Raw genomic sequence first — 20742 nt, forward strand, 5'->3', positions numbered from 1 at the left:
CTTTCTTCTTTATACTTGTAAAAATTGTTCGACAGCGTCTGGCTTGAGGATGTTTCCGATATAGAAAGATCCAAAATCACCATAACGTGAAGTTACTTCATCAAAGCGCATTTCGTATACGAGCTTTTTGAATTGAAGCATATCATGAGCAAATAATGTAACGCCCCATTCCCAGTCATCAAAACCGATGGAACCGGTAATGATCTGACGGATTTTCCCAGCGTATTGGCGGCCTGTCATTCCGTGGGCGTACATGAGTTTGGCACGTTCATCTTTTTCGAGGACATACCAGTTGTCATTTCCCTGACGGCGCTTGTCCATAGGGTAGAAACAAATGTGATTCCACTTCGGAAGGGTAGGGCGCAGACGCGCTTGAATTTCAGGATCATCCTCGTTCGCATTTCCCATGTAATTGGAAAGCTCTACGACAGAGACGTACGAATAGGAAGGCTTTGTGAATTCTGCCAGTTTAGATTTATTGAAGGCCGTTTCGATTTCATTCAGCTCTTCCATTGTCGGACGTAGAATCATCATCATGAAATCTGCTTTTTGACCGACAATTGTATATAAAGCATGACTACCTTCTTTGCTGCGTTCTGTTTCTTCCCATAGACCGATCAATTCTTTGAATTCATTGATCGCTTCTTCACGGTCTTCGGTTGATGCATACTTCCATGCTGTCCAGTCGACAGAACGAAAATCATGCAGACAATACCAGCCGTCCATGGTAACTACTGCTTCTGGCATGGGATCGATCGCTCCTTTTACATTGAAGTATTGTACTAATAAAACATCCTCCATAAATATAACACATTTACATTTGGATAGATAACGATGCGGGTATGACAAAAGAGTGAACAGCTTAAGAAGTATCATCTATTGAGAAATAGGGTAAAGTTATAAAATGAAATCGCTTCACACGGAAAACTTGGTTCGAACCACTTTCATTTAAACACAAAAGGTCTTATCATGTATAACAGAATGAAAAATTGGAGGGTTAATCATGAGTAACCTATTTGATACGTTGAAATCTAAAATTGATGGAAAAGGCAAGAAAGTCGTATTTCCAGAAGCCTTAGATGAAAGAATCCTGACAGCAGTAAGTCAATTGGGTGCTGACGGTATGTTGACACCTGTATTAGTCGGTAATAAAGAAAAAGTAGAACAGAAAGCTTCCGAATTAAGTTTGGATATTTCTGCAGCGGAAATTCTCGACCCTGCAAACTACGATGAGTTTGATGAAATGGTCGCAAGCTTTGTTGAGCGCCGTAAAGGAAAAGCAACAGAAGAAAAAGCACGTGAAATTCTTCAAGGTGGAAATTACTTCGGTACTATGCTTGTCTACATGGGCAAAGCGGACGGGCTGGTCAGTGGTGCCGCTCACTCAACAGCAGATACTGTTCGTCCAGCTCTTCAAATCATTAAAACGAAGCCTGGTATTAAGAAAACGTCCGGTGTATTCATCATGGTTCGTGACGAAGAGAAATATGTTTTTGCTGACTGTGCCATCAACATTAACCCTGACAGCCAGGACTTAGCAGAAATCGCATTGGCAAGTGCAGAAACGGCTCAGCTATTTGATATTCATCCAAAAGTCGCCATGTTGAGTTTCTCAACAAAAGGGTCTGCTCAGTCCCCTGAAACAGAGAAAGTGACACAAGCACTTGAAATAGCCAAAGAGCAAAACAAAGATTTATTAATAGACGGCGAGTTCCAATTTGACGCGGCGTTCGTTCCATCAGTAGCCGAGAAAAAAGCGCCGGATTCTCCACTAATGGGTGAAGCGAACACGTTTGTTTTCCCTAGCCTTGAAGCAGGAAACATCGGTTATAAAATTGCTCAGCGTCTGGGTAACTTTGATGCCGTTGGGCCGGTTCTGCAAGGATTGAACCAGCCGGTGAATGATCTATCCCGCGGCTGTAATTCTGACGATGTGTACAAGCTCGCCATCATTACTGCTGCCCAAGCTCTATAAAAGTTGAAAAAGCTCGCTGGACAATACCCGCAAGCTTTTCTGTTCCATTTAAAAGAAAAAAGCGCTCGACATCCTTATTCCAGGTTGTCGAGCGCTTTTTCGTTTCGTTTGATCATTTGCTCAAACCGCTTATGAAACCAGTCGATTTCGTCTCCTTCTAAAGCGTGGGTGACAAGGTGACCGGAGAGTTCATGTAATTTTATCAGGATACGGTCACGTACATCGGCAACGCTGAGGTTGGTCCCCAGTAATTCATTTAAAGATGCCATGACGCCTGGATCGATATCAGGGTAGCTGAAGCGTGTTTCTTCCCCGCGCCTGCCGAGTTCATAGAACCGTTTCAAAAGAGCGGCGCGTTCTGCCCCGCTGCCACTTACGTCAAGATAAATTTGGACTGCGGAGCCGTTTTTGACACGGCGTTGGGAAATACCTGCGAACTTTTTACCATCAATACTCAAATCATAGGTTCCGGGACAATAGGATTGCGTGATTTCATAAGCTTCAATCCCGTCCGTCAAATCGGAAAAAAGTTGGCGTATAAACGAAACCATCGCTTCATAGCCGTCATGGATGTTTACCTGTTTAGAATCAGGGAAAATCAGGGAAAGGTTCAAAACGCCGTCATCCAACACAACGGCAAGCCCGCCGGAATTACGGACGATCACATCATATCCGTTCGATTTCAAATGTTGGATGGCTTCTTTTATATAAGGAAGGCGGGCATCGGGAATTCCGAGTACGATCGTATCGTGGTGGACCCAGAGCCTGGCTGTTGTCGGGCTCATACGTTCACCGACACTTATGGATAACGCATCGTCCATAGCAAAAGACTGTAGAGCAGAAAAACCTGGACCTAAATTGCTTTGGTCTATGAAGCGATACGTATCTGGTTTTAATAATGGATGTAGTTCATTCATAGCATTCGTTCTCCTTTTTGGGTAGCAACGTCCATTATACCAAAACTCGCCTCTTGCATGAATGGAGGATCGCTTGTAAAATTCTCTGTTGGATAAAAAAATTCATAGGAAATGTTAGAGCGCTATAGACAGGTTTTAAATTGGGTACCTGTCAATTTCTGTCTGTCAAGATGTTTTTTTGTCGTAATTTAAGGTATATAATAGATAAAAATGTCGTGTAGAAAGGACAAAATGATGGCCTATCGTGATGAGAAGTTAAGTGAAGAAAAGGTTTTTAAAGACCCCGTACATCGTTATGTCCATGTTCGAGAACGGGTGATTTGGGATTTGATCGGAACGGCCGAATTTCAGAGGCTCCGTAGAATCAAACAGCTCGGCACCTCTTATTTGACGTTTCATGGAGCTGAACACAGCCGCTTCAACCACTCCTTAGGTGTTTATGAGATTGTAAGAAGGATCATCGAGAACTTCAAAGACCGTCCGAACTGGAATCAGGAGGAGCGACTGCTTTGTCTTTGTGCTGCACTTTTGCATGATCTTGGTCATGGACCTTTTTCGCATTCCTTTGAAAAAGTGTACAAGCTTGATCATGAAGATTTCACCCAGGCGATTTTGCTAGGTGATACTGAAGTGAACAAGGTCCTCAGTAAAGTTGAAAAAGGCTTTCCTAAGAAAGTAGCCGACGTCATCAACAAGACGTACGAAAACAAGCTCGTCGTCAGCTTGATTTCTAGTCAAATTGATGCAGATCGAATGGATTATCTGCAAAGGGATGCTTATTTTACAGGGGTCAGCTATGGACATTTTGATATGGAACGGATTCTTCGGGTTATGCGGCCGATGGAAGATCAGGTCGTGGTTAAAGAAAGCGGCATGCATGCCATCGAAGATTATATTATGAGTCGTTATCAAATGTACTGGCAGGTCTATTTTCATCCTGTAACGCGAAGTGCAGAAGTCATCTTAACTAAAATCCTTCACCGTGCCAAGGAATTGTACGAAGAAGGATACAGCTTCAAGTTGAAACCAGTGCATTTCTTGTCCTTCTTTTCCGGTGAGCCGTCACTTGAAGAATATTTGGCGCTGGATGAAGCGGTCGTCCTTTATTACTTCCAAACGTGGATGAAAGAGGAAGACGAGGTGTTGAGTGATTTATGCCACCGTTTCGTGAACCGTAAACTTTTTAAATACATCGAGTTCAATCCGAATTCCCAGATGAATGAATGGATGGAGCTATATAAACTGTTCACAAAAGCCGGTTTGAATCCTGATTATTATTTAGTCGTTGATTCAAGTTCAGACCTTCCTTATGACTTTTACCGCCCGGGTGAAGAAGGGGAGAGGCTGCCGATTCATCTGCTGCAGCCAAATGACGAGCTGAAGGAACTATCCAGGCTTTCTGATATTGTCGAATCAATTTCTGGTAAAAAAAGGACGGATCATAAATTGTACATCCCTCTGGATCGGCTGGAGGAAATGTCGAATCGAAGTAAAACGAAGAAGCGGATTATGGAAATTTTGTTTGGATAAGGAGTGAACCTCCATGTTGGAGAATCATGCGAAGTTGATGCAGTTTTTCTCAAGCACCCATGAAGTTGTAGGTCGAAAGAAGTTGCAAAAGATGATTTACATACTGAAAAAGTGTGAAATCCCTTTTGAAGAGCGTTACCAGTTCCATTTTTACGGCCCTTATTCGGAGGAATTGACACTGAGAGTCGAAGAAATGTGTAATCTTGGTTTTATTAGTGAAACGAGAGAAGAAAAGAAGAATTATTATCAATACCGTTATCAATTGACTGATAGCGGCAGAGATTTTCTGACCCACTATGAGATGGATCTACCGCCATTGAATCTGCATATCGAAGAAATGAACGGGCGCAGCTCGCGTTTTCTTGAGCTTGTTTCCACCATGCTTTTCTTTGAACATTTACCGAAAGATGAAATTACTGAAAAAGTATTTACGGTAAAAAGTGCTCAAAATTACACACAGGATGATATCGATGAAGGATGGAAATTTATTGAACATTTACGTTCCATTCATTAAGATAAAAAGTAGGTGTACGATGATGTACACCTTTTTTATTGCGTAGTGATGTCAGATAATTGAAAAAACATAATCCGAAAGTAGAGTGGAGGTCTACAGATATGAGGGTCCTTAAATTTTTTGCTTATTATCTGTTCGGGATAGTCGGTATTCTATTGATCAGCACTTCTCCCGCGTTGTTCAGGGGAGGAGCATTTTTAGATGTAGGAAATTACATAAAAGAGTTGAGTCAACTGCTTGGGTCTGTCGTGAACCCGGGAGATTGGAACTACTTATACAAAGGACGTCCTGTGCCGATTTTTGAACATCTGTGGGACCCTTACCAATACTCCATGACTGTTTTCTTTGGTGGCATTTTATTAGGTTTCGTTCTTGCATTCGCAGGCGCCTTCTTTACCGTATTTTTACCGAAGTGGCTGCGGTCGGTCGTTGACCGTACTCTTGGAGTGCTCGAGAGCGTACCTGATTTATTGCTGGCTTTCTCTATCCAGTTGTTCATTGTTTGGTTCTATAAACAAACGGAAATTCTGCTTATTTCCTTTGCTTCCCTTGGGCAGGGTGATCAAGTCTATCTGCTTCCAATGTTGGCAATCGCTGTCCTGCCTATGGTGACGATGTACAAAATCCTACTCGCTTTGATTGAAGAAGAATGGACGAAGTCGTATGTACAGATGGCCAGGGGGAAAGGGTTGGAGAAAATCGGAATATTGTGTGTACATATCTTTCGGAACATTGGAAAAAGCACGTTTTACCATTCCAAAATCATTGTTTGGGGCGCGTTGTCGAGTCTGTTGATCATTGAATATATTTTCAATATGAATGGGATTACAACAGCCTTTCTTAATGATTTTCGACCGATTGTGTCAAGCTTTATTCTTCTCATGCTGTTCACCCCTTTTTATGTCATCTATCAAGGAACAGAACTGTTCCTGTTTAAGGATGAGAAGAAGTCGGAAGAAGTCGCTACCCGCATGAACAGCTTTATAGGATCTGTCTCCTTAAAAGGGGGCGGTGGATGGCTTGCTCATGCAATATCAGAAATCGGTGCTCATTTTAAGAACATAAAGTTTCTCTTAGGTTTTACGGTTATTGCAGGAGCCCTTATCGTAAGTATCATTTATACGATGACCGCAGAGCCGCTGATCGACCAGTTTCGACTGATCTATAATGATGAAGGGAAATTAGTCAGTTCGATGCCTCACACCCCTGAGTATGTGTTTCTGGGGACCGATGCTCTCGGTTTTAGCGTAATCGACCAAATCCTTGTCGGTGCGAAATACACGATCATTTTCGGTCTTGTTATTGCTTTCCTGCGAATGGCTCTCGGGTTCCTTTTAGCTATTCCCTATGCTTTCTTTCTTCCGAAAAAGGTGCAGCTTGTGTTTGAAAAACTGGTGGACAGCATGCACTTTCTACCGATGACGATCATTGCGTTTTTACTATTGAAGCCGGTGTTATGGATGCCTCCTGGCGGGTTTACGACGACGGAAACAGAGAGAATCCTTTATCAGGGGATCATTTTGACACTTTTAGCTGTTCCGCTTGTCATAACATTGTTCGGCAACGAGATGAAGCTGATTATAAAAGAAGAATTCGTAACGAGTACAAAAGTGCTTGGTGGCAGCTCTGTTCATTTGTTGTGGAAGCACTTAATGCCGCACTTAAGTGCACGTATGGGGATTATTTTTGGTCAGCAGTTTATCCAAACGCTGCTTATTTTCATCCACCTGGGCGTGTTTGATCTATATTTTGGAGGGACAAAAGTAAGCTATGATTTTGTGGCAGACCCACCAACAAGTACCACCTATGAATGGTCCGGGATGATTGGGGCCGCCAAAGATTCGTTGATGACAGGGCGTTGGTGGCTCATAATCCCTACACTTTTCTGTTTCATGGCGATGATTGTCGCGATGCAGCTAATTGTACAGGGAATTAAGGAAGTTCAACAGCGGCGTGTCGGTGTACCGGTAGAGCAGAATACATGGCTTAAGAAAATTTTCCGTAGAAAAGAAACGATCGGAGGAAAGCCTGCATCCCTTAAGGAAGCGGATTTTGAGTTTGTACCAGAACAGAAGAGAGTTGATGAATCGCGGGATGACCATGGGTATAGGAGAAAGTCGATATGAATCATATTCCTGTCTTTAAAATGGAAAAGATAAAGTTACGAGAACTGAAAACTTCCGACGCTCCTTCTTTGTTCCAGTTCATGAGCCGGCAGGATACGATGAAGTACATCACTCCCTGCCCTGTGTTGTCTTTGGAGGAGATGGAAGCTTATATAGAAGAAAGACTGGATGGGTTTCATAAGCAAGAAGAAATTCCATGGGTGATTGAGGCTGAAAGAGGGAAATGTGTGGGCCTGTTCCGTTTTCATAAACTGAATCATTGGCATAGGAAAGCAGAAATGGGGGCCGTCATTCACCCGGATTACCAAAAGAAAGGAGTTATGACACAAGTCCTTCTTACACTTCTCCCTTATGGATTTGATTCGCTGAACCTCAATCGGATTGTCGGAGACATGTTTGCTGAAAATGAGGGATCACGAAGGCTCTTGAATAAATTTGGGTTCCGGGAAGAGGGAGTATTAAGGGAAACAGATTTTGATGGGGAGAGCTTCCAGGATACCGTGGTGTTTTCCATGTTGAAAAGGGAATATGAGAAGATTAAACAAACGTTTGATCAATCATGAAGCGTCTGTTCTAACAAGAACTGTTTTGTATGTTAAAATGGGACAAAATAAGAGGACGATTGAAGAGGAGGATCGCTTTATGAGAGAATTCGATCAATTTAAAAACAAAGGCGAAAGCAGCGATAAAAAGAAGAACCAATTCACAATCATTAAAGATAATTCCACGGATGGACACGGGGGTTATGGTGTCGGTTCCATCAGTTTGGAGAATATGACCCCGGTTATTGTGGACCCTAATGAAGACGAAGCCTATGTCGATATGGGGGCTCTTCACGCGCGTAGTAAAGTGGAAAAACGCATCAAATTCATTACCGATCGTGAAGTCGTTAAAAACGGACTGAAATATTGGATCGCTTGGGTAACGGTCGGTCACCATGAAGGAAAACCGTGTTATTATGGCGTAGCTGCCAGTGAGATTGTCGTGGACAGGTCCATCAAGCGCGGGTATAAATCGATGCCTGAACATGTGAACCACATGGATAAGTCCTTGAAGGGACGCTTTGCGGTCGATCACCTTGATGAGAAGTCGAAGAAGCTGCTCGGTGGATATTTACGTGACTTTAAACCAGAGTTATGGGAGAACACGGCTCAGGAATTGAAAGACTCTCTAGATGTACAATAATTGATGTTTGCAAGTTTATAGCGTCGTTACAGAGAGAGGGGAATCTGCAGGGTTTCCCTCTTTCTCATTTGATTTTTTGTAGAAGAAAGGAGGGGATCATATGAAAAGGATTTTAGAAGATGATGTGGTGTTTCATTTTGTGATTGCCCTTGTGGGATTGGTGTCAGGAATTCTGCATTTCCTGTTTAAATGGTCTTTTTATGCAGATCATGAGTATTTAACATCAGGTCTATGGTTTGTTTCAGGTGCTTTCGTGATCTATGTGAGTTGTATATTCGTATTCGGAAATCAAAAAAAGGCGAATGCAGGAAACAAAGAAAAGGAGTAGGTGAAGCGTACCCCCCTGCTCACCTGGATAAGAGAGACGCATGTGGATATGGGACGGTTTAACTAAGTATGAAAATTCCAGTTTACGATTTCCTCTTTTATGATAGAATAAGAACAAATGTTCGTGGTGGGGGGAACCAATGATGGATAACCGGAATCGTGATCGCGGGACGATCAAATGGACATCGCTCATGTTACCGGAGCATGTAGAGATGGTGAAAAAACTTTGGAAAGAAGATCAGCGGGTAGAAAAGGGAATCATGGATGAACAGAAAGCTGTCGAAATTGACTTTCTTTTGCAGAGGGCGCTAACAGACAATCTTACTGTCCAGGTTAGGGTTTACAATGGTTTCGAATATGAAGACATAAGGATGAAGGTGACCCATGTGAATCGAAGCAATCATACGGTAGCAGGGGTTGATGGACAGACGAAGGAGAAGGTCCGCATCCCTTTGGATGACATCGCTGACCTTGCCATTTTATAAGGTGTTCACTTTTTGTTCACAAAATGTTCATGAAAAAAGTGTAAGAATTCAGACGCCCAATCTTGACGAATCAGCGATAAGGGTAATATATTAAGTAACACATGGGTTATACATGTTTACTAGGACAGAGAAAGCGACCGGTTCCCCCGGTCGTTTTCTCTGTCTTTTTTTATTTTGAAAATGGGGCCATAGTTTGGTAAAGAAAAAGCGAAAGGTCATCCGTTGTGAGGATGACCTTTCGCGCCAAAGGAGACGTGAGTCGCGCCAAAGGAAGCCGAAGTCACGCCAAGGCCACCAATAATGCATTAGAAGAACCAGTCCACTACATCTTTGAACCATGGATCATCTTTGAATTCATCATCAACATCTTTGCTTTCGTCGCCGCCGCACACATCCTTAGGAATATCGGATTCCTCCATGTACACTAATCGTTCCTGTGGGCAGTTGGGACCTGCGACATAGCCGGTTTCCGGGTCGATGTAGACCCCTTTCACACCTGGAGGTGGTATGAAGGCTGCGGTAGGCTCATTCTCATGTATTTTCTCCATCGTATCGGCCCATATGGCTTTGGCATACCGGTGGTCGTTGAAATCTGCGAGTGGCTTACTGCCTTCATCATATCCGACCCATACCCCGGAGACATATTGAGGGCTGAATCCGATCATCCAGCTGTCGTTGTCAGTGGTTCCGGATTTTCCTCCATACATGCGTGTCAGCTTTCCTTTAATCGGAGTACCTGTGACAGAGGCATAATCGGCATCTAAGACCGGATCGAACATCCCTGTCATCATGTGGGTAACGGTGAACGCTCGTACTCGATCGACAGCATCGTCTTCATTGTATGCCGGTTGGTATTCATACAAGACATTCCCATGCCGATCTGTGATTTTAGCGATTGTATGGCCTTCAATGGACTCCGTTCCTTTCACCATTTTTCCATAGGCACTCACCATATCGAAAAGGGATATGGAGGAGTACCCGAGAGCCAGGGAAGGATGAGGTTTGAAGGTTTCTTCAACGCCGAACGTCTTCATCGTTTTTCCTAGTTTTTCTGGTCCGATATCCATGTGGGTCTGCACCGCATAAATATTATCGGAAACAGCAAGCGCTTGAGCCATGGTAATCGGTTCTTCAGAATATTGGTCGTTGAAATTGGATGGTATATATGGTTCTGCTTTTCCTTTTACTTCAATTTCAATAGGCTGTGTCTCTTTCATCGTGACAGGCGAGTATCCTTCCGCGAGCGCTGCATAATACAGAAAAGGTTTGATGGTTGAACCGACGGAGCGTTTCGCTTGTGTAGCTCTATTGAACGGGCTTTCCCGATAATCTTTACCACCGACAAGAGCCGTAATTGCGCCAGAATGGCCATCCATTACAGCAGATGCGACTTGGATCTCTTCACTCGCTGGAATATTCCTCTTTACTTGCTCTTCTAAAATCCGTTGATGCTCTTCAATCAAAGTAGTGTGAATATGGTAGCCGCCTGTCTGGATACTTTCTCTGTCTACATCAAGCAGTTGAGCGGCTTCTGTAACAACTTGGTCCTGGAAATAAGGAGCAACCTCCTGGGTTTCTTCTTCTTCATCGTCTGCATAAGAGATGCTCGCTTCTACGGCTGCTCTCTTTTCAGAGGAAGTAATATAGCCGTTCTCTTCCATTTCAACTAAAATCTGCTGTTGTCTTGCTTCTGCTCGTTCAGCATTGGCGAGAGGCGAGTAATAGGTGGGTCCTTTTGGGATTCCGGCTAACATGGAGGCTTCTGTCAAAGTGAGGTCCCCTGCATGTTTATTGAAATACTGCCGGCTTGCCGCTTCAATTCCATAGGCCCCGTGGCCATAGTAGATCGTGTTCAAGTAACCTTCTAATATTTCATCTTTGTTATAAAAAATCTCCAACCGTAAGGCATAGAGTGCTTCGTTGAGTTTCCTCTTCCATGTTTTATCATGGGAAAGGTATAAGTTTCTTGCATACTGTTGGGTGATGGTGCTGGCGCCTTCAGCCATTCGCATCTGCTTAAGGTCCGTAAGCACAGCTGCCCCGATACGTTTTAAGTCAAAACCGAAGTGGTTGTAGAAACGCCTGTCTTCAATGGCAAGTGTGGCGTCTTTAATAGATTCGGGCATTTCCTCTATATTAATCCAGTAGCGTTCTTCCGCCCCTTGTTCTTCACCTATGATTTCTCCGTCCGTGCCATAAAAGACGGTATTCTGTTCAGTCATCAACGATGGAGGTCCTTGAGTGATGGCGAAGATCAGCACGCCGATTATTCCGACAATCCCTACGATTGTGCCAAAGACGGCGAGCTTCATCCCGCGGATCGTCCATCTATAAGTGGTTCTGAAAAATGATCGCATTCTTTTATACTCCTAACTGTTACGAATGTATAAAGACTGCTATTATTATGTGAGAATACGTAGTAAAATAAACTTCTTGAGTAAAACAAACGCATATGTGCGGAAAGATATTTCATAGATGAAAAAGGAGAAATGCAACATGGGTACATGGTTTACGGAGAAACAGACCGATCATTTCGGGATTACGGCGAAGGTCAATCGCTCCCTGCATAGTGAGAAAACAGACTTTCAAGATTTAGAGATGCTGGAAACAGCGGAGTGGGGGAATATGCTCGTTCTTGATGACATGGTCATGACAACAGAGAAGGATGAATTCGTCTATCACGAAATGGTAGCCCATGTTCCATTGTTTACCCACCCGGATCCGAAAAACGTTCTTGTTGTCGGTGGCGGTGACGGTGGGGTCATTCGTGAAGTTTTGAAACATGACAGTGTTGAGAAAGCAACACTTGTAGAGATCGACGGAAAAGTCATCGAGTATTCGAAGAAGTACCTGCCTTCCATTGCAGGGGCGCTGGAAGATGAACGAGTGGAAGTGAAGGTGGACGACGGTTTCATGCACATCGCTCAGAGTGAAAATGAGTATGATGTCATCATGGTGGATTCCACCGAACCCGTAGGGCCGGCTGTCAATCTGTTTTCAAAAGGGTTCTACGAAGGCATTGCTAAAGCTCTGAAAGAAGATGGCATCTTCGTAGCCCAGACGGATAACCCATGGTTTAAGGCAGATCTCATTCGTCAAGTGTATAGCGACGTAAAAGAAACATTCCCTATTACAAAGGTATATACAGCGAACATCCCGACTTATCCAAGTGGGCTGTGGACCTTCACGATGGGAAGTAAAGTTCATGATCCCCTGCAAGTCGCGGAGGACCGCTTTACGGATATCGATACGAAATATTACACAGACGACATCCATCGGGCATGCTTTGCCTTGCCGAAATTCGTCAAAGATCTCACGAAGGAGTGACCCGTATGCGTTTTGATGAATCCTACTCTGGAAAAGTATTTATCATGAGCCGTGCGACGGAGGAGGAAGCGGATGCTGTCATTTACGGCATGCCGATGGACTGGACAGTGAGCTTCCGCCCAGGATCGCGCTTCGGGCCGAACCGTATTCGTGAAGCTTCCATCGGACTGGAAGAGTACAGCCCATACTTGGACCGTCACCTGGAAGAAGTGAACTATCATGATGCTGGCGACTTGATGCTGCCTTTTGGAAATGCAGCTCGGAGTCTGGATATTATTGAAGGGTATTTGGATGAATTGCTGGAAAAAGGTAAATTCCCCCTCGGTCTTGGAGGGGAGCACCTCGTCACATGGCCGGTCATTCAGGCCATGTACAAAAAACATCCTGACCTCGCCATTATTCATATCGATGCCCATGCAGATCTACGTGAGGAATATGAAGGAGAGGTGTTGTCTCACTCGACACCGATTCGTAAATCGTGTGAACTGCTGGGAGCAGAAAATGTCTTTTCATTCGGCATCCGCTCGGGCATGCGTGAAGAATTTCAATATGCCAAAGAATCCGGTATGCATATGTCGAGGTTTGAAGTGTTGGAACCTTTGAAAAAAGTGCTGCCTGAGCTTGCCGGCCGTCCGGTCTATGTCACGATTGATATCGATGTACTCGATCCTGCCTTTGCACCTGGAACAGGCACAGCAGAAGCGGGCGGCATCTCGTCGAAAGAACTGCTTGCAAGCATCCACGCCATAGCCGGCAGTGAGTTAAATATCGTAGGAGCGGACCTCGTTGAAGTTGCTCCTGCGTATGACCCGACAGAGAAGACGCAGATTGCTGCGAGCAAGTTTATCCGCGAAATGCTTTTAGGGTTCGTCAAATAAATGATAGAATAGAGCCAGCCACTGTGAGAGGTCTTCATAGTGGCTTTTCTATATGGATCGAGCGATATAAAAAAAGACAAGATACAAAGGAGCTTTTGTTTTGAATAAAAAAACCATGGGAGTAGCGGGGATTTATGTGTTGATTATGCTTCCTCTGCTGCTTCTCACTTACGGAGCCAATTGGAACCCTTCCAACATCTCGTATGAGCTGAATGGAGATACACTCGTCATACTTGAAGGGATAGGGAAAGAAGAGGTGGCTGAAGTGAATGTGGAAGACCGCATGAATGACCTTCTGCAATTCACTCTGGCTGTCTCTATGGAAAACAAACAGTGGAGGACAGACGTATGGGCGATCGGTCTTCTCCTGCCGTTTTTACTTTTCGCGATTGTTCCGGACCGTCGTCCGTTCAAAAAAAATCTATCATTCAAGTGGTACTTGACGATTGTTTTGGCTATCCTAGTTCTATACGCGGCTTATTCCATTCCGAATCACGCCGTTCAAGTGAAGGAAGTCCATGAGTACGTCAACCTTCTTCTACAATGATGCTTGCGTTTTTCTGTTTGAATTCTTATAATATATTAGTTATATCTTGTACGTAAAATTGGCGATAGAAAAGGTGGGGGAAAGATGCCGAGTCACGCAAAAGATGTCCAGGTGCAGCTTGTAACGGAAATACAGGATGGGGATCGTAAAGAGACGATGAAGATCCAGGAACCGGGACAGTTTTTTAAACGAGGCGATACGCAAGTGCTCACCTTTATCGAGCACCCGGAAGATGGTGAACCGGTCAGTACGATGGTGACAATCAAACCGGAACATGTCAGCATCAAGCGAAGCGGAGGCGTTGAAATGCGCCAGGTTTTCCAGACATCCACGGAAACGGAAAATTTGTATCATCATACGTATGGTGATTTTCATATGAAGACAAAAACAGATAAAGTGGAATTCCGTTCTTTGGAAGAATCCACACAAGGCCGACTGTATGTGAGTTATACCATGACTTTAAACCATGAAGTGACTCAAGCCCACCGCTTGACGTTGACGTTTGAGGAGGAGAGCGATTCATGAATATCGTTGAACAAATGGAACAGAAACTGAAGGATGAAATCGTACGCTCAGTTCTTGCTGCCGAACTGGCATCAGAAGAAGAAATGCCTGAAGTGATCCTTGAGCAGCCAAAAGACAAGGCGCACGGAGATTATGCCACAAACATGGCGATGCAGTTGGCGCGTGTAGCCAAGAAGAATCCACGGGCCATTGCAACAGACCTCGTGGAGCAGTTCGATAAGTCCAAAGCATCCATCGAGAAAATTGAAATTGCCGGACCAGGATTCATAAACTTTTACATGAACAATCAGTATTTGACCGAATTGGTACCCACGATTCTGAACACGGGAGAAAAATATGGCCGCAGCAATAGTGGGCAAGACCACAAAATCCAGGTGGAGTTCGTATCTGCCAATCCGACAGGGACTCTTCACCTAGGTCATGCACGAGGCGCCGCTGTCGGGGATTCCCTATGCAACGTCTTGGATGCGGCAGGGTACGATGTTTCCCGTGAATATTACATTAATGATGCCGGTAACCAAATGGCGAACCTTGCGAAATCTTTGGAAGCCCGCTATATGCAGAATCTCGGAAAAGAGTGGAGCATGCCGGAAGATGGCTACCATGGTCAGGATATTATCGGTTTAGCTGAAAAGCTCGTCAGTGAAGATGGCGAGAAATGGGTCGATGTTGCGGAAGAAGAGCGCCTTCAGTTCTTCCGTGAGTATGGATTGAAGTTCCTTTTGGATAAAATCAAAACAGACCTGGAAGAATTCCGCGTTCCATTTGATGAATGGTTCTCTGAAACTTCTCTTTATAACGACGACCAGATTACAGACGCTCTTGCCGTATTGAAAGATCAGGGCTATGTATTCGACAAAGATGATGCGACATGGTTTGAAACGACGAAGTTCGGAGACGACAAGGATCGCGTCCTCATAAAAAATGACGGTACGTACACGTACTTGACGCCGGATATCGCTTACCATAAAAATAAATTGGACCGTGGATTTGATACGCTGATCAACATCTGGGGAGCCGATCACCATGGTTATATTCCACGTATGAAAGCGGCCATCCAGGCACTTGGTTATGAGAAAGATACACTTGAAGTAGAAATCATCCAAATGGTGAACCTGTTCCAGGACGGCGAAAAGGTGAAGATGAGTAAACGTACAGGTAAAGCGGTCACCCTTCGTGAACTGATGGAAGAGGTCGGAATCGACGCCATGCGTTATTTCTTCTCCATGCGTTCCAGTGATTCCCACCTGGACTTTGACATGGACCTTGCCCGTTCAGAGTCGAATGAAAACCCTGTGTATTACGTGCAGTACGCGCATGCCCGCATTTGTACGATGCTTAAGCAGGCAGAAGAAAAGGGTCTGGTAAATGATTCTTATGACGGAAGCCATCTCACAGCTGAGAAAGAAGAGGACCTCCTCAAGCGTCTTGGAGAATTCCCGCAAGTGGTAGCAGATGCTGCAGAAAAACGCACGCCACACCGTGTGACACAATATGCGTTCGATCTCGCATCTAACCTGCACAGCTTTTACAATGCTGTCAAAGTGCTTGACGATGAAAATCCAGAGCGGACAGCAGCGAGAATCGCCTTGATGAAAGCGGTCCGTATCACGCTGAATAATGCACTTCGATTGATCGGAGTTTCTGCACCAAACCAAATGTAATTCCATATACTAGGAAAAGGGTGTCTTTGCTAATAGAGCAGGGGCGCTCTTTTTTTATATTTAGATATAGAGGTAGTATATTATTGAAGTATATGGAAGGTTTCTTGAAGACTCAGTTTCGAGACTTTTGTGTGGTTCTAGGAGCTCCGGGAAAAGGTTCGCTTTCCATGGGGCGGGCGGTGAGCCTCCTCAGGCTACGCCTTCCGGGGTCTCACCTGTCCCACACGTCCCATAGGAGTCTCACCGTTTCCCTCCGCCCCTTTCCCATGAAATAGATTCTCGAAACCAACACTAAAAGGGCAGATCTTATGATTTTGATAGGTGGATTATAGAACCCCTGCACTTATAAGTAAGGATCTCATCCTTCCCACCTAGGCAGGCGTAAAGGGCTTTGTATCAAGTATTTACGTTTTCTAAACGTCCATTGGGTAGAGTTTAGTTCATCCACTTCCTATAACCATACGAGCTGATTTTTTAAGTAGTGGTTTCGAGATACTTATATGGCAAAGGGGCGGAGGGGAATGGCGAGACTCCTATTTTAAGTGTGGAGGCGCCTCGATCAGCGGCGTATGGACTGGACTGAGCTGGCGGAGATAAAGGAAACACGGAGAACGAAGTGATCCGATGTTGACTTATCGTACAGAAGCGAGGGAAGTCTCACTAGCCGCTAGGCACCGGAACCGGATATCTACGAGGAAAAAAGTGCAGGGTGAGACCCCGCAGGGCGCAGTCCGAGGAGGCTCACCGCGCTCCCGCGGAAAGCGAGCTATTCCCCGCAGCCCCCATCCACACAACAAAAGTCTCGAAACTGAGTCTTCCACTAAAGGGAGCTTATATGAGAATCGGTTGGCTTTTTAGGTGAATTAATAGAGGAGGGGTATCGTAACATAAAAAGAAGCTTGCATGACAAGACGCATGCAAGCAAAAACTATTTCTGTATCATACATATTGAAAGGTTGTGGGAAAAATGAAAGAAGTCATTTTCGCATTGATGACAGGATTCATTGTAGGTCTTGTTTTTGCAGGGTTCAAGTTACCAATTCCAGCTCCGCCTGCTTTTGCCGGAGTGGCAGGGATCATCGGGATCTACCTTGGTTTTAAAGTCATGGCATGGGCGGGCCCGATGCTTGCTGAATTTTTCAAGTGAATACATTATAAGAAAGGCCTCAACCATACGGCGATTCTCTGATTCAGACGGGTAGTGAATGACCGCCTTTTTAACCAGTGGTCATCGAAGGGAATGGCATCCGCGGCATCCTCAAAGTAAGCCGTTCTCAAATCACCAATGAACTCCTCATCATACACATAAGTGTTGATTTCTTTGTTCAAGAAGAAGCTGCGTCGGTCGAAATTGGCGGTGCCGATATCGGCAAATGTTCCATCAACCATGACGACCTTCGAATGGTAAAATCCTGCATCAAACAATCGAACGGAAGCTCCCAAGTCGTATAATTCTTTTAAATAAGGAATGGCTGCTGGTTTTACAAATGGATGGTCCGCCTTCATCGGTACCATAATGTGAAGATCGACCCCTCTTGCGATCGCCTGTTTTAAGCCTGTTTGTAACTTTTCTGTCGGGATGAAATAAGGCGTTCCGATCAAAATTTCTTTTCCAGCTGAATCGATCATTTTTGCAAATTCCTCTTCCAGCTCAACCCCGTCCGTCGCCATCATGTTCATCTTATAATCTCCTTCACCGGAAGGCTCACAAGGAGGCAGTGTTTCTCCTGAAGCCAGGTACCAGTCATCCAGCATCACTTTATGGATTTCACAAACGACAGGTCCCGTCAGACGGAGGTGATAATCTCTCCAATCGCCGAATTTTGCTGACTCTCCAATGTAATTCTTTCCGATGTTGAATCCACCTACATAACCAATTTTTCCGTCAATAACTGTAATTTTTCGATGGTTTCTCCTATTTAATCGATAAAAAAAGAAGGGGAATCCGGGAGTTTCGGCGAAATAGAAGTCAACACCTGCATCCTTCAATTTCTTTCTGGCTGACTTATTTATTTTGTACCCTCCGAGCCTGTCGACAAGCAGACGGACAGGAACACCGTTTCGAGCCTTGTTCTTCAACACATCTAAAAAGTTTTCACTAATATAATCGTTATCGATTAAGTAGAAATAAACGTCGACCTGTTCTTTCGCTTCAGAAATTTCCTGGAACATCTGCTCATACAAGACCGAACCATTTTTATATAATTTATAGTTGCCGCTGGTTTCCGGCAAAGGTAGGGGCCTATGGTTTTTTTCGTGGTTTGCCCGTCCCATTTTGAAGTCGATATACAGGAATAAGATAAACAAAATGATGAATAGAATGATTGTGACGAGCATCTTTCTTCCCTCCTAAAAATATCTTCCTGATAGTTTCCCCGTTTTTACAGGTTTCAAAAGGAAAAACAAGAAAAGATGTTGACTGAATGCTCATTCATAATTTATAGTAAAGCTATAAGATTCAGAAAATTATAAGATTAATTGTCGATTTTCTGATCGGAGAAAAGGGAAGTCGCCATCGAGCGACAACAACAAAGAGGGGGAGAACCAATGAATCCGTTGTTGGTGGCAAACTGGATTTTATTCCTTGGCGTCCTTGTCTACGGCCTGTACTTATTCGTCCGTGTCGTTCAGACCCGCGTCGCTTACATTAAACTGGGGAAAAAATTCGAGTATGACAGACAGCTGAAGAGGCGTTTGCAGAAGATTTGGATTTACGTATTCGGACAAAAAAAGCTATTGAAAGATAAGAAGTCGGGCATCATTCACGTCATGATGTTTTATGGTTTCATCCTCGTCCAATTCGGGGCGATCGACTTTATTTGGAAGGGACTGGCCCCAGATTCTCATCTGCCTTTAGGACCTTTCTATCCAGGTTTTACATTCTTCCAGGAAATTGTGACACTGACCATCCTTGTCGCTGTCATATGGGCGTTCTACCGCCGTTACATTGAAAAATTGGTTCGCTTGAAGCGTGGCTTTAAAGCAGGACTTGTCCTTATTTTTATCGGAACATTGATGGTTACTGTACTTGTAGGAAATGGTATGGGTCTCATCTGGCATGGCCATGAAGGAGCATGGACAGAACCTGTTGCGTCCGGAATTGCAAGCGCTTTCGGTTGGCTGCCGCCTGCAGCTGCAGCGACTGTGTTCTTCATCATGTGGTGGATTCACCTGCTCATCCTGCTTACATTCATGGTTTATGTGCCTCAATCGAAGCACGCACACCTGATTGCTGCACCGGTCAACGTGTTTCTGAGCCGTGAAGAACCACCAGGGAAACTGAAACCGATTGATTTTGAAATGGACGAAGATGCGGATGAAGAAGACGTATCTTTCGGAGTTGGAAAAATCGAAGACTTCAACCAACTACAGATGATTGATTTTTATGCCTGTGTCGAATGTGGACGTTGTACGAATGTTTGTCCTGCTTCAGGCTCCGGTAAAATGCTTTCACCGATGGATTTGATCGTTAAGTTGAGAGATCATCTGACGGAAAAAGGGGCGGCTGTGACCGGCCAATCTCCATGGGTGCCTGCTTATGCGTTTTCTGGTACAGAAGGAAATACGCTCGCCCAGATGTCACGCTCCCAAGGGTCAGATGAAGCGGCAGCTACACTTGATGCAGTCAACAATAAGAGTTTGATTGGAGATGTCATCACAGAAGAAGAACTTTGGGCTTGTACCACTTGTCGTAACTGTGAAGATGCCTGCCCGGTCATGAACGAACACGTCGATAAAATCATCGACCTTCGCCGTTACTTGGTTTTGACAGAAGGAAAAATGGATGCCGATGGACAGCGTGCGATGATGAACATCGAACGTCAAGGAAATCCGTGGGGACTTTCTAAGAAAGAACGTGAAGACTGGAGACAGTTGGATGAGGATGTTCAAATCCCTACTGTAAAAGAATTGAAAAAATCAGGTGAAGAATTCGAATACTTATTCTGGGTCAGCTCGATGGGCTCTTACGATAACCGCAGCCAGAAAATCGCCATGGCTTTTGCGAAATTAATGAATGCCGCGGGTATCAAATTCGCGATTCTTGGTAACAAAGAGCAAAACTCCGGAGACACGGCTCGCCGTATGGGGAACGAATTCCTTTTCCAGGAGCTTGCTGAAAAGAACATGAAAGAATTCGAAAAACATAACGTGAAGAAAATCATTACGATTGATCCACACGCCTACAATATTTTCAAAAATGAGTACCCGGACTTCGGACTTGAAGCAGAGGTTTATCACCATACGGAAATGCTTGCCGAATGGTTGAAAGAGGGACGCTTGAAACCAGAAGGAGTCGTGAAAGAGAAGATCACCTATCACGACAGCTGCTACCTCGGCCGCTACAACGAAGTGTATCAGCCGCCGCGTGAAGTACTTGAAATGATTCCTGGTGTCGAAGTGGTGGAAATGAAGCGTAACCGTTCCAACGGCATGTGCTGTGGAGCCGGAGGCGGTATGATGTGGATGGAAGAGAAATCCGGAAACCGTGTCAACGTCGCCCGGACCGAACAGGCGCTAGAAGTGGAGCCAACAATGATCTCAAGTGGATGTCCGTTCTGTCTGACGATGCTTTCCGATGGAACGAAAGCGAAAGAAGTGGAAGAGGAAGTCAGCACAATGGACATCGCCGAAATCCTCGCAAAATCCATGTTTGATAAAACAGAAGAGAAAACCGCTTAATCAAACGTTTGACCAATATTTTGACCGTCGAAGTCTCCCGTTAAAAGAAATAATAGTATGAA

19 protein-coding genes are annotated in these 20742 nt (G+C 44.5%); 15 read left to right on the forward strand and 4 right to left on the reverse strand.

Going from position 1 to position 20742, the window contains the following annotated elements; all coding sequences use genetic code 11:
* Positions 1-9: 9 nt before the first annotated feature.
* Positions 10-747 carry a hydrogen peroxide-dependent heme synthase gene (hemQ, locus tag GLW00_RS02210; protein ID WP_160911821.1) on the reverse strand — a complete coding sequence of 246 codons (738 nt, stop codon included), beginning with the start codon at positions 745-747 and terminating at the stop codon, positions 10-12.
* Between the two features lie 256 nt (positions 748-1003).
* Between hemQ and pta the strand changes: the two genes are divergently transcribed.
* Positions 1004-1975: a phosphate acetyltransferase gene (gene pta, locus GLW00_RS02215; RefSeq protein WP_160910839.1), complete on the forward strand. Its 972-nt coding sequence runs from the start codon at positions 1004-1006 to the stop codon at positions 1973-1975.
* Positions 1976-2049: 74 nt separating this feature from the next.
* Here pta and lipL read toward each other — a convergent pair whose 3' ends face one another.
* On the reverse strand, positions 2050-2892 hold the full coding sequence (gene lipL / locus GLW00_RS02220; RefSeq protein ID WP_160910840.1) for an octanoyl-[GcvH]:protein N-octanoyltransferase: 843 nt from the start codon (positions 2890-2892) through the stop codon (positions 2050-2052).
* 234 nt (positions 2893-3126) lie between these two features.
* On the opposite strand from lipL, the gene GLW00_RS02225 reads away from it, so the two are divergent.
* The 7 genes from GLW00_RS02225 (at position 3127) to GLW00_RS02255 (ending at position 9059) form a co-directional block, all read left to right on the forward strand.
* A complete protein-coding gene (locus GLW00_RS02225; protein WP_160911822.1) occupies positions 3127-4422 on the forward strand; it encodes an HD domain-containing protein in 1296 nt (431 codons plus the stop codon).
* Between the two features lie 13 nt (positions 4423-4435).
* Complete coding sequence (locus GLW00_RS02230) at positions 4436-4936, forward strand: YwgA family protein (protein WP_160910841.1); 501 nt, start codon at positions 4436-4438, stop codon at positions 4934-4936.
* A 101-nt stretch (positions 4937-5037) separates the two neighbouring features.
* Positions 5038-7062: an ABC transporter permease subunit gene (locus tag GLW00_RS02235; RefSeq protein ID WP_160910842.1), complete on the forward strand. Its 2025-nt coding sequence runs from the start codon at positions 5038-5040 to the stop codon at positions 7060-7062.
* Complete coding sequence (locus GLW00_RS02240) at positions 7059-7625, forward strand: GNAT family N-acetyltransferase (RefSeq protein ID WP_160910843.1); 567 nt, start codon at positions 7059-7061, stop codon at positions 7623-7625. Before GLW00_RS02235 ends, GLW00_RS02240 begins: the two co-directional genes overlap by 4 nt.
* Positions 7626-7704: 79 nt before the next feature.
* Positions 7705-8247 carry a YwhD family protein gene (locus tag GLW00_RS02245; RefSeq protein WP_160910844.1) on the forward strand — a complete coding sequence of 181 codons (543 nt, stop codon included), beginning with the start codon at positions 7705-7707 and terminating at the stop codon, positions 8245-8247.
* Positions 8248-8347: 100 nt separating this feature from the next.
* Positions 8348-8575, forward strand: a complete 228-nt coding sequence (locus GLW00_RS02250) for a hypothetical protein (RefSeq protein ID WP_160910845.1) — start codon at positions 8348-8350, stop codon at positions 8573-8575.
* 139 nt (positions 8576-8714) lie between these two features.
* Positions 8715-9059 (forward strand): YolD-like family protein, encoded by a 345-nt coding sequence (locus GLW00_RS02255; RefSeq protein WP_237417393.1) that lies wholly within the window; start codon positions 8715-8717, stop codon positions 9057-9059.
* A gap of 305 nt (positions 9060-9364) precedes the next feature.
* Here the strand turns inward: GLW00_RS02255 and GLW00_RS02260 are convergent, their stop codons facing one another.
* Complete coding sequence (locus tag GLW00_RS02260) at positions 9365-11416, reverse strand: transglycosylase domain-containing protein (protein WP_160910847.1); 2052 nt, start codon at positions 11414-11416, stop codon at positions 9365-9367.
* A 139-nt stretch (positions 11417-11555) separates the two neighbouring features.
* On the opposite strand from GLW00_RS02260, the gene speE reads away from it, so the two are divergent.
* The 6 genes from speE to GLW00_RS02290 all read left to right on the forward strand — a co-directional run bounded on the left by speE (position 11556) and on the right by GLW00_RS02290 (position 17147).
* Positions 11556-12386 carry a spermidine synthase gene (gene speE, locus GLW00_RS02265; protein WP_160910849.1) on the forward strand — a complete coding sequence of 277 codons (831 nt, stop codon included), beginning with the start codon at positions 11556-11558 and terminating at the stop codon, positions 12384-12386.
* 5 nt (positions 12387-12391) lie between these two features.
* On the forward strand, positions 12392-13264 hold the full coding sequence (speB, locus tag GLW00_RS02270; protein ID WP_160910851.1) for an agmatinase: 873 nt from the start codon (positions 12392-12394) through the stop codon (positions 13262-13264).
* A gap of 100 nt (positions 13265-13364) precedes the next feature.
* On the forward strand, positions 13365-13811 hold the full coding sequence (locus GLW00_RS02275; RefSeq protein ID WP_160910853.1) for a hypothetical protein: 447 nt from the start codon (positions 13365-13367) through the stop codon (positions 13809-13811).
* Between the two features lie 84 nt (positions 13812-13895).
* Positions 13896-14336, forward strand: a complete 441-nt coding sequence (locus GLW00_RS02280) for a YwiB family protein (protein ID WP_160910855.1) — start codon at positions 13896-13898, stop codon at positions 14334-14336.
* Entirely contained in the window at positions 14333-16000 is a 1668-nt protein-coding gene (argS, locus tag GLW00_RS02285) for an arginine--tRNA ligase (protein WP_160910857.1), read from the forward strand. The genes GLW00_RS02280 and argS overlap by 4 nt, the downstream gene beginning before the upstream one ends.
* Before the next feature lie 967 nt (positions 16001-16967).
* A complete protein-coding gene (locus tag GLW00_RS02290) occupies positions 16968-17147 on the forward strand; it encodes a XapX domain-containing protein (RefSeq protein WP_160910859.1) in 180 nt (59 codons plus the stop codon).
* 5 nt (positions 17148-17152) lie between these two features.
* On the opposite strand, the gene cls is transcribed toward GLW00_RS02290, so the two are convergent.
* Positions 17153-18337, reverse strand: a complete 1185-nt coding sequence (gene cls, locus GLW00_RS02295; RefSeq protein ID WP_160910861.1) for a cardiolipin synthase — start codon at positions 18335-18337, stop codon at positions 17153-17155.
* Between the two features lie 210 nt (positions 18338-18547).
* Between cls and GLW00_RS02300 the strand changes: the two genes are divergently transcribed.
* Positions 18548-20680 (forward strand): heterodisulfide reductase-related iron-sulfur binding cluster, encoded by a 2133-nt coding sequence (locus GLW00_RS02300; protein ID WP_160910863.1) that lies wholly within the window; start codon positions 18548-18550, stop codon positions 20678-20680.
* Positions 20681-20742 lie beyond the last annotated feature (62 nt).

This window comes from Halobacillus litoralis (assembly GCF_009856445.1).
Taxonomy (GTDB): Bacteria; Bacillota; Bacilli; order Bacillales; family Halobacillaceae; genus Halobacillus; species Halobacillus litoralis.

Bases quoted from the DNA above. Each gene is read 5' to 3' on its own strand.
- hemQ (WP_160911821.1), bottom strand. From the start codon at position 747: ATGCCAGAAGCAGTAGTTACCATGGACGGCTGGTATTGTCTGCATGAT.
- pta (WP_160910839.1), top strand. From the start codon at position 1,004: ATGAGTAACCTATTTGATACGTTGAAATCTAAAATTGATGGAAAAGGC.
- lipL (WP_160910840.1), bottom strand. From the start codon at position 2,892: ATGAATGAACTACATCCATTATTAAAACCAGATACGTATCGCTTCATA.
- GLW00_RS02225 (WP_160911822.1), top strand. From the start codon at position 3,127: ATGGCCTATCGTGATGAGAAGTTAAGTGAAGAAAAGGTTTTTAAAGAC.
- GLW00_RS02230 (WP_160910841.1), top strand. From the start codon at position 4,436: ATGTTGGAGAATCATGCGAAGTTGATGCAGTTTTTCTCAAGCACCCAT.
- GLW00_RS02235 (WP_160910842.1), top strand. From the start codon at position 5,038: ATGAGGGTCCTTAAATTTTTTGCTTATTATCTGTTCGGGATAGTCGGT.
- GLW00_RS02240 (WP_160910843.1), top strand. From the start codon at position 7,059: ATGAATCATATTCCTGTCTTTAAAATGGAAAAGATAAAGTTACGAGAA.
- GLW00_RS02245 (WP_160910844.1), top strand. From the start codon at position 7,705: ATGAGAGAATTCGATCAATTTAAAAACAAAGGCGAAAGCAGCGATAAA.
- GLW00_RS02250 (WP_160910845.1), top strand. From the start codon at position 8,348: ATGAAAAGGATTTTAGAAGATGATGTGGTGTTTCATTTTGTGATTGCC.
- GLW00_RS02255 (WP_237417393.1), top strand. From the start codon at position 8,715: ATGATGGATAACCGGAATCGTGATCGCGGGACGATCAAATGGACATCG.
- GLW00_RS02260 (WP_160910847.1), bottom strand. From the start codon at position 11,416: ATGCGATCATTTTTCAGAACCACTTATAGATGGACGATCCGCGGGATG.
- speE (WP_160910849.1), top strand. From the start codon at position 11,556: ATGGGTACATGGTTTACGGAGAAACAGACCGATCATTTCGGGATTACG.
- speB (WP_160910851.1), top strand. From the start codon at position 12,392: ATGCGTTTTGATGAATCCTACTCTGGAAAAGTATTTATCATGAGCCGT.
- GLW00_RS02280 (WP_160910855.1), top strand. From the start codon at position 13,896: ATGCCGAGTCACGCAAAAGATGTCCAGGTGCAGCTTGTAACGGAAATA.
- argS (WP_160910857.1), top strand. From the start codon at position 14,333: ATGAATATCGTTGAACAAATGGAACAGAAACTGAAGGATGAAATCGTA.
- GLW00_RS02290 (WP_160910859.1), top strand. From the start codon at position 16,968: ATGAAAGAAGTCATTTTCGCATTGATGACAGGATTCATTGTAGGTCTT.
- cls (WP_160910861.1), bottom strand. From the start codon at position 18,337: ATGCTCGTCACAATCATTCTATTCATCATTTTGTTTATCTTATTCCTG.
- GLW00_RS02300 (WP_160910863.1), top strand. From the start codon at position 18,548: ATGAATCCGTTGTTGGTGGCAAACTGGATTTTATTCCTTGGCGTCCTT.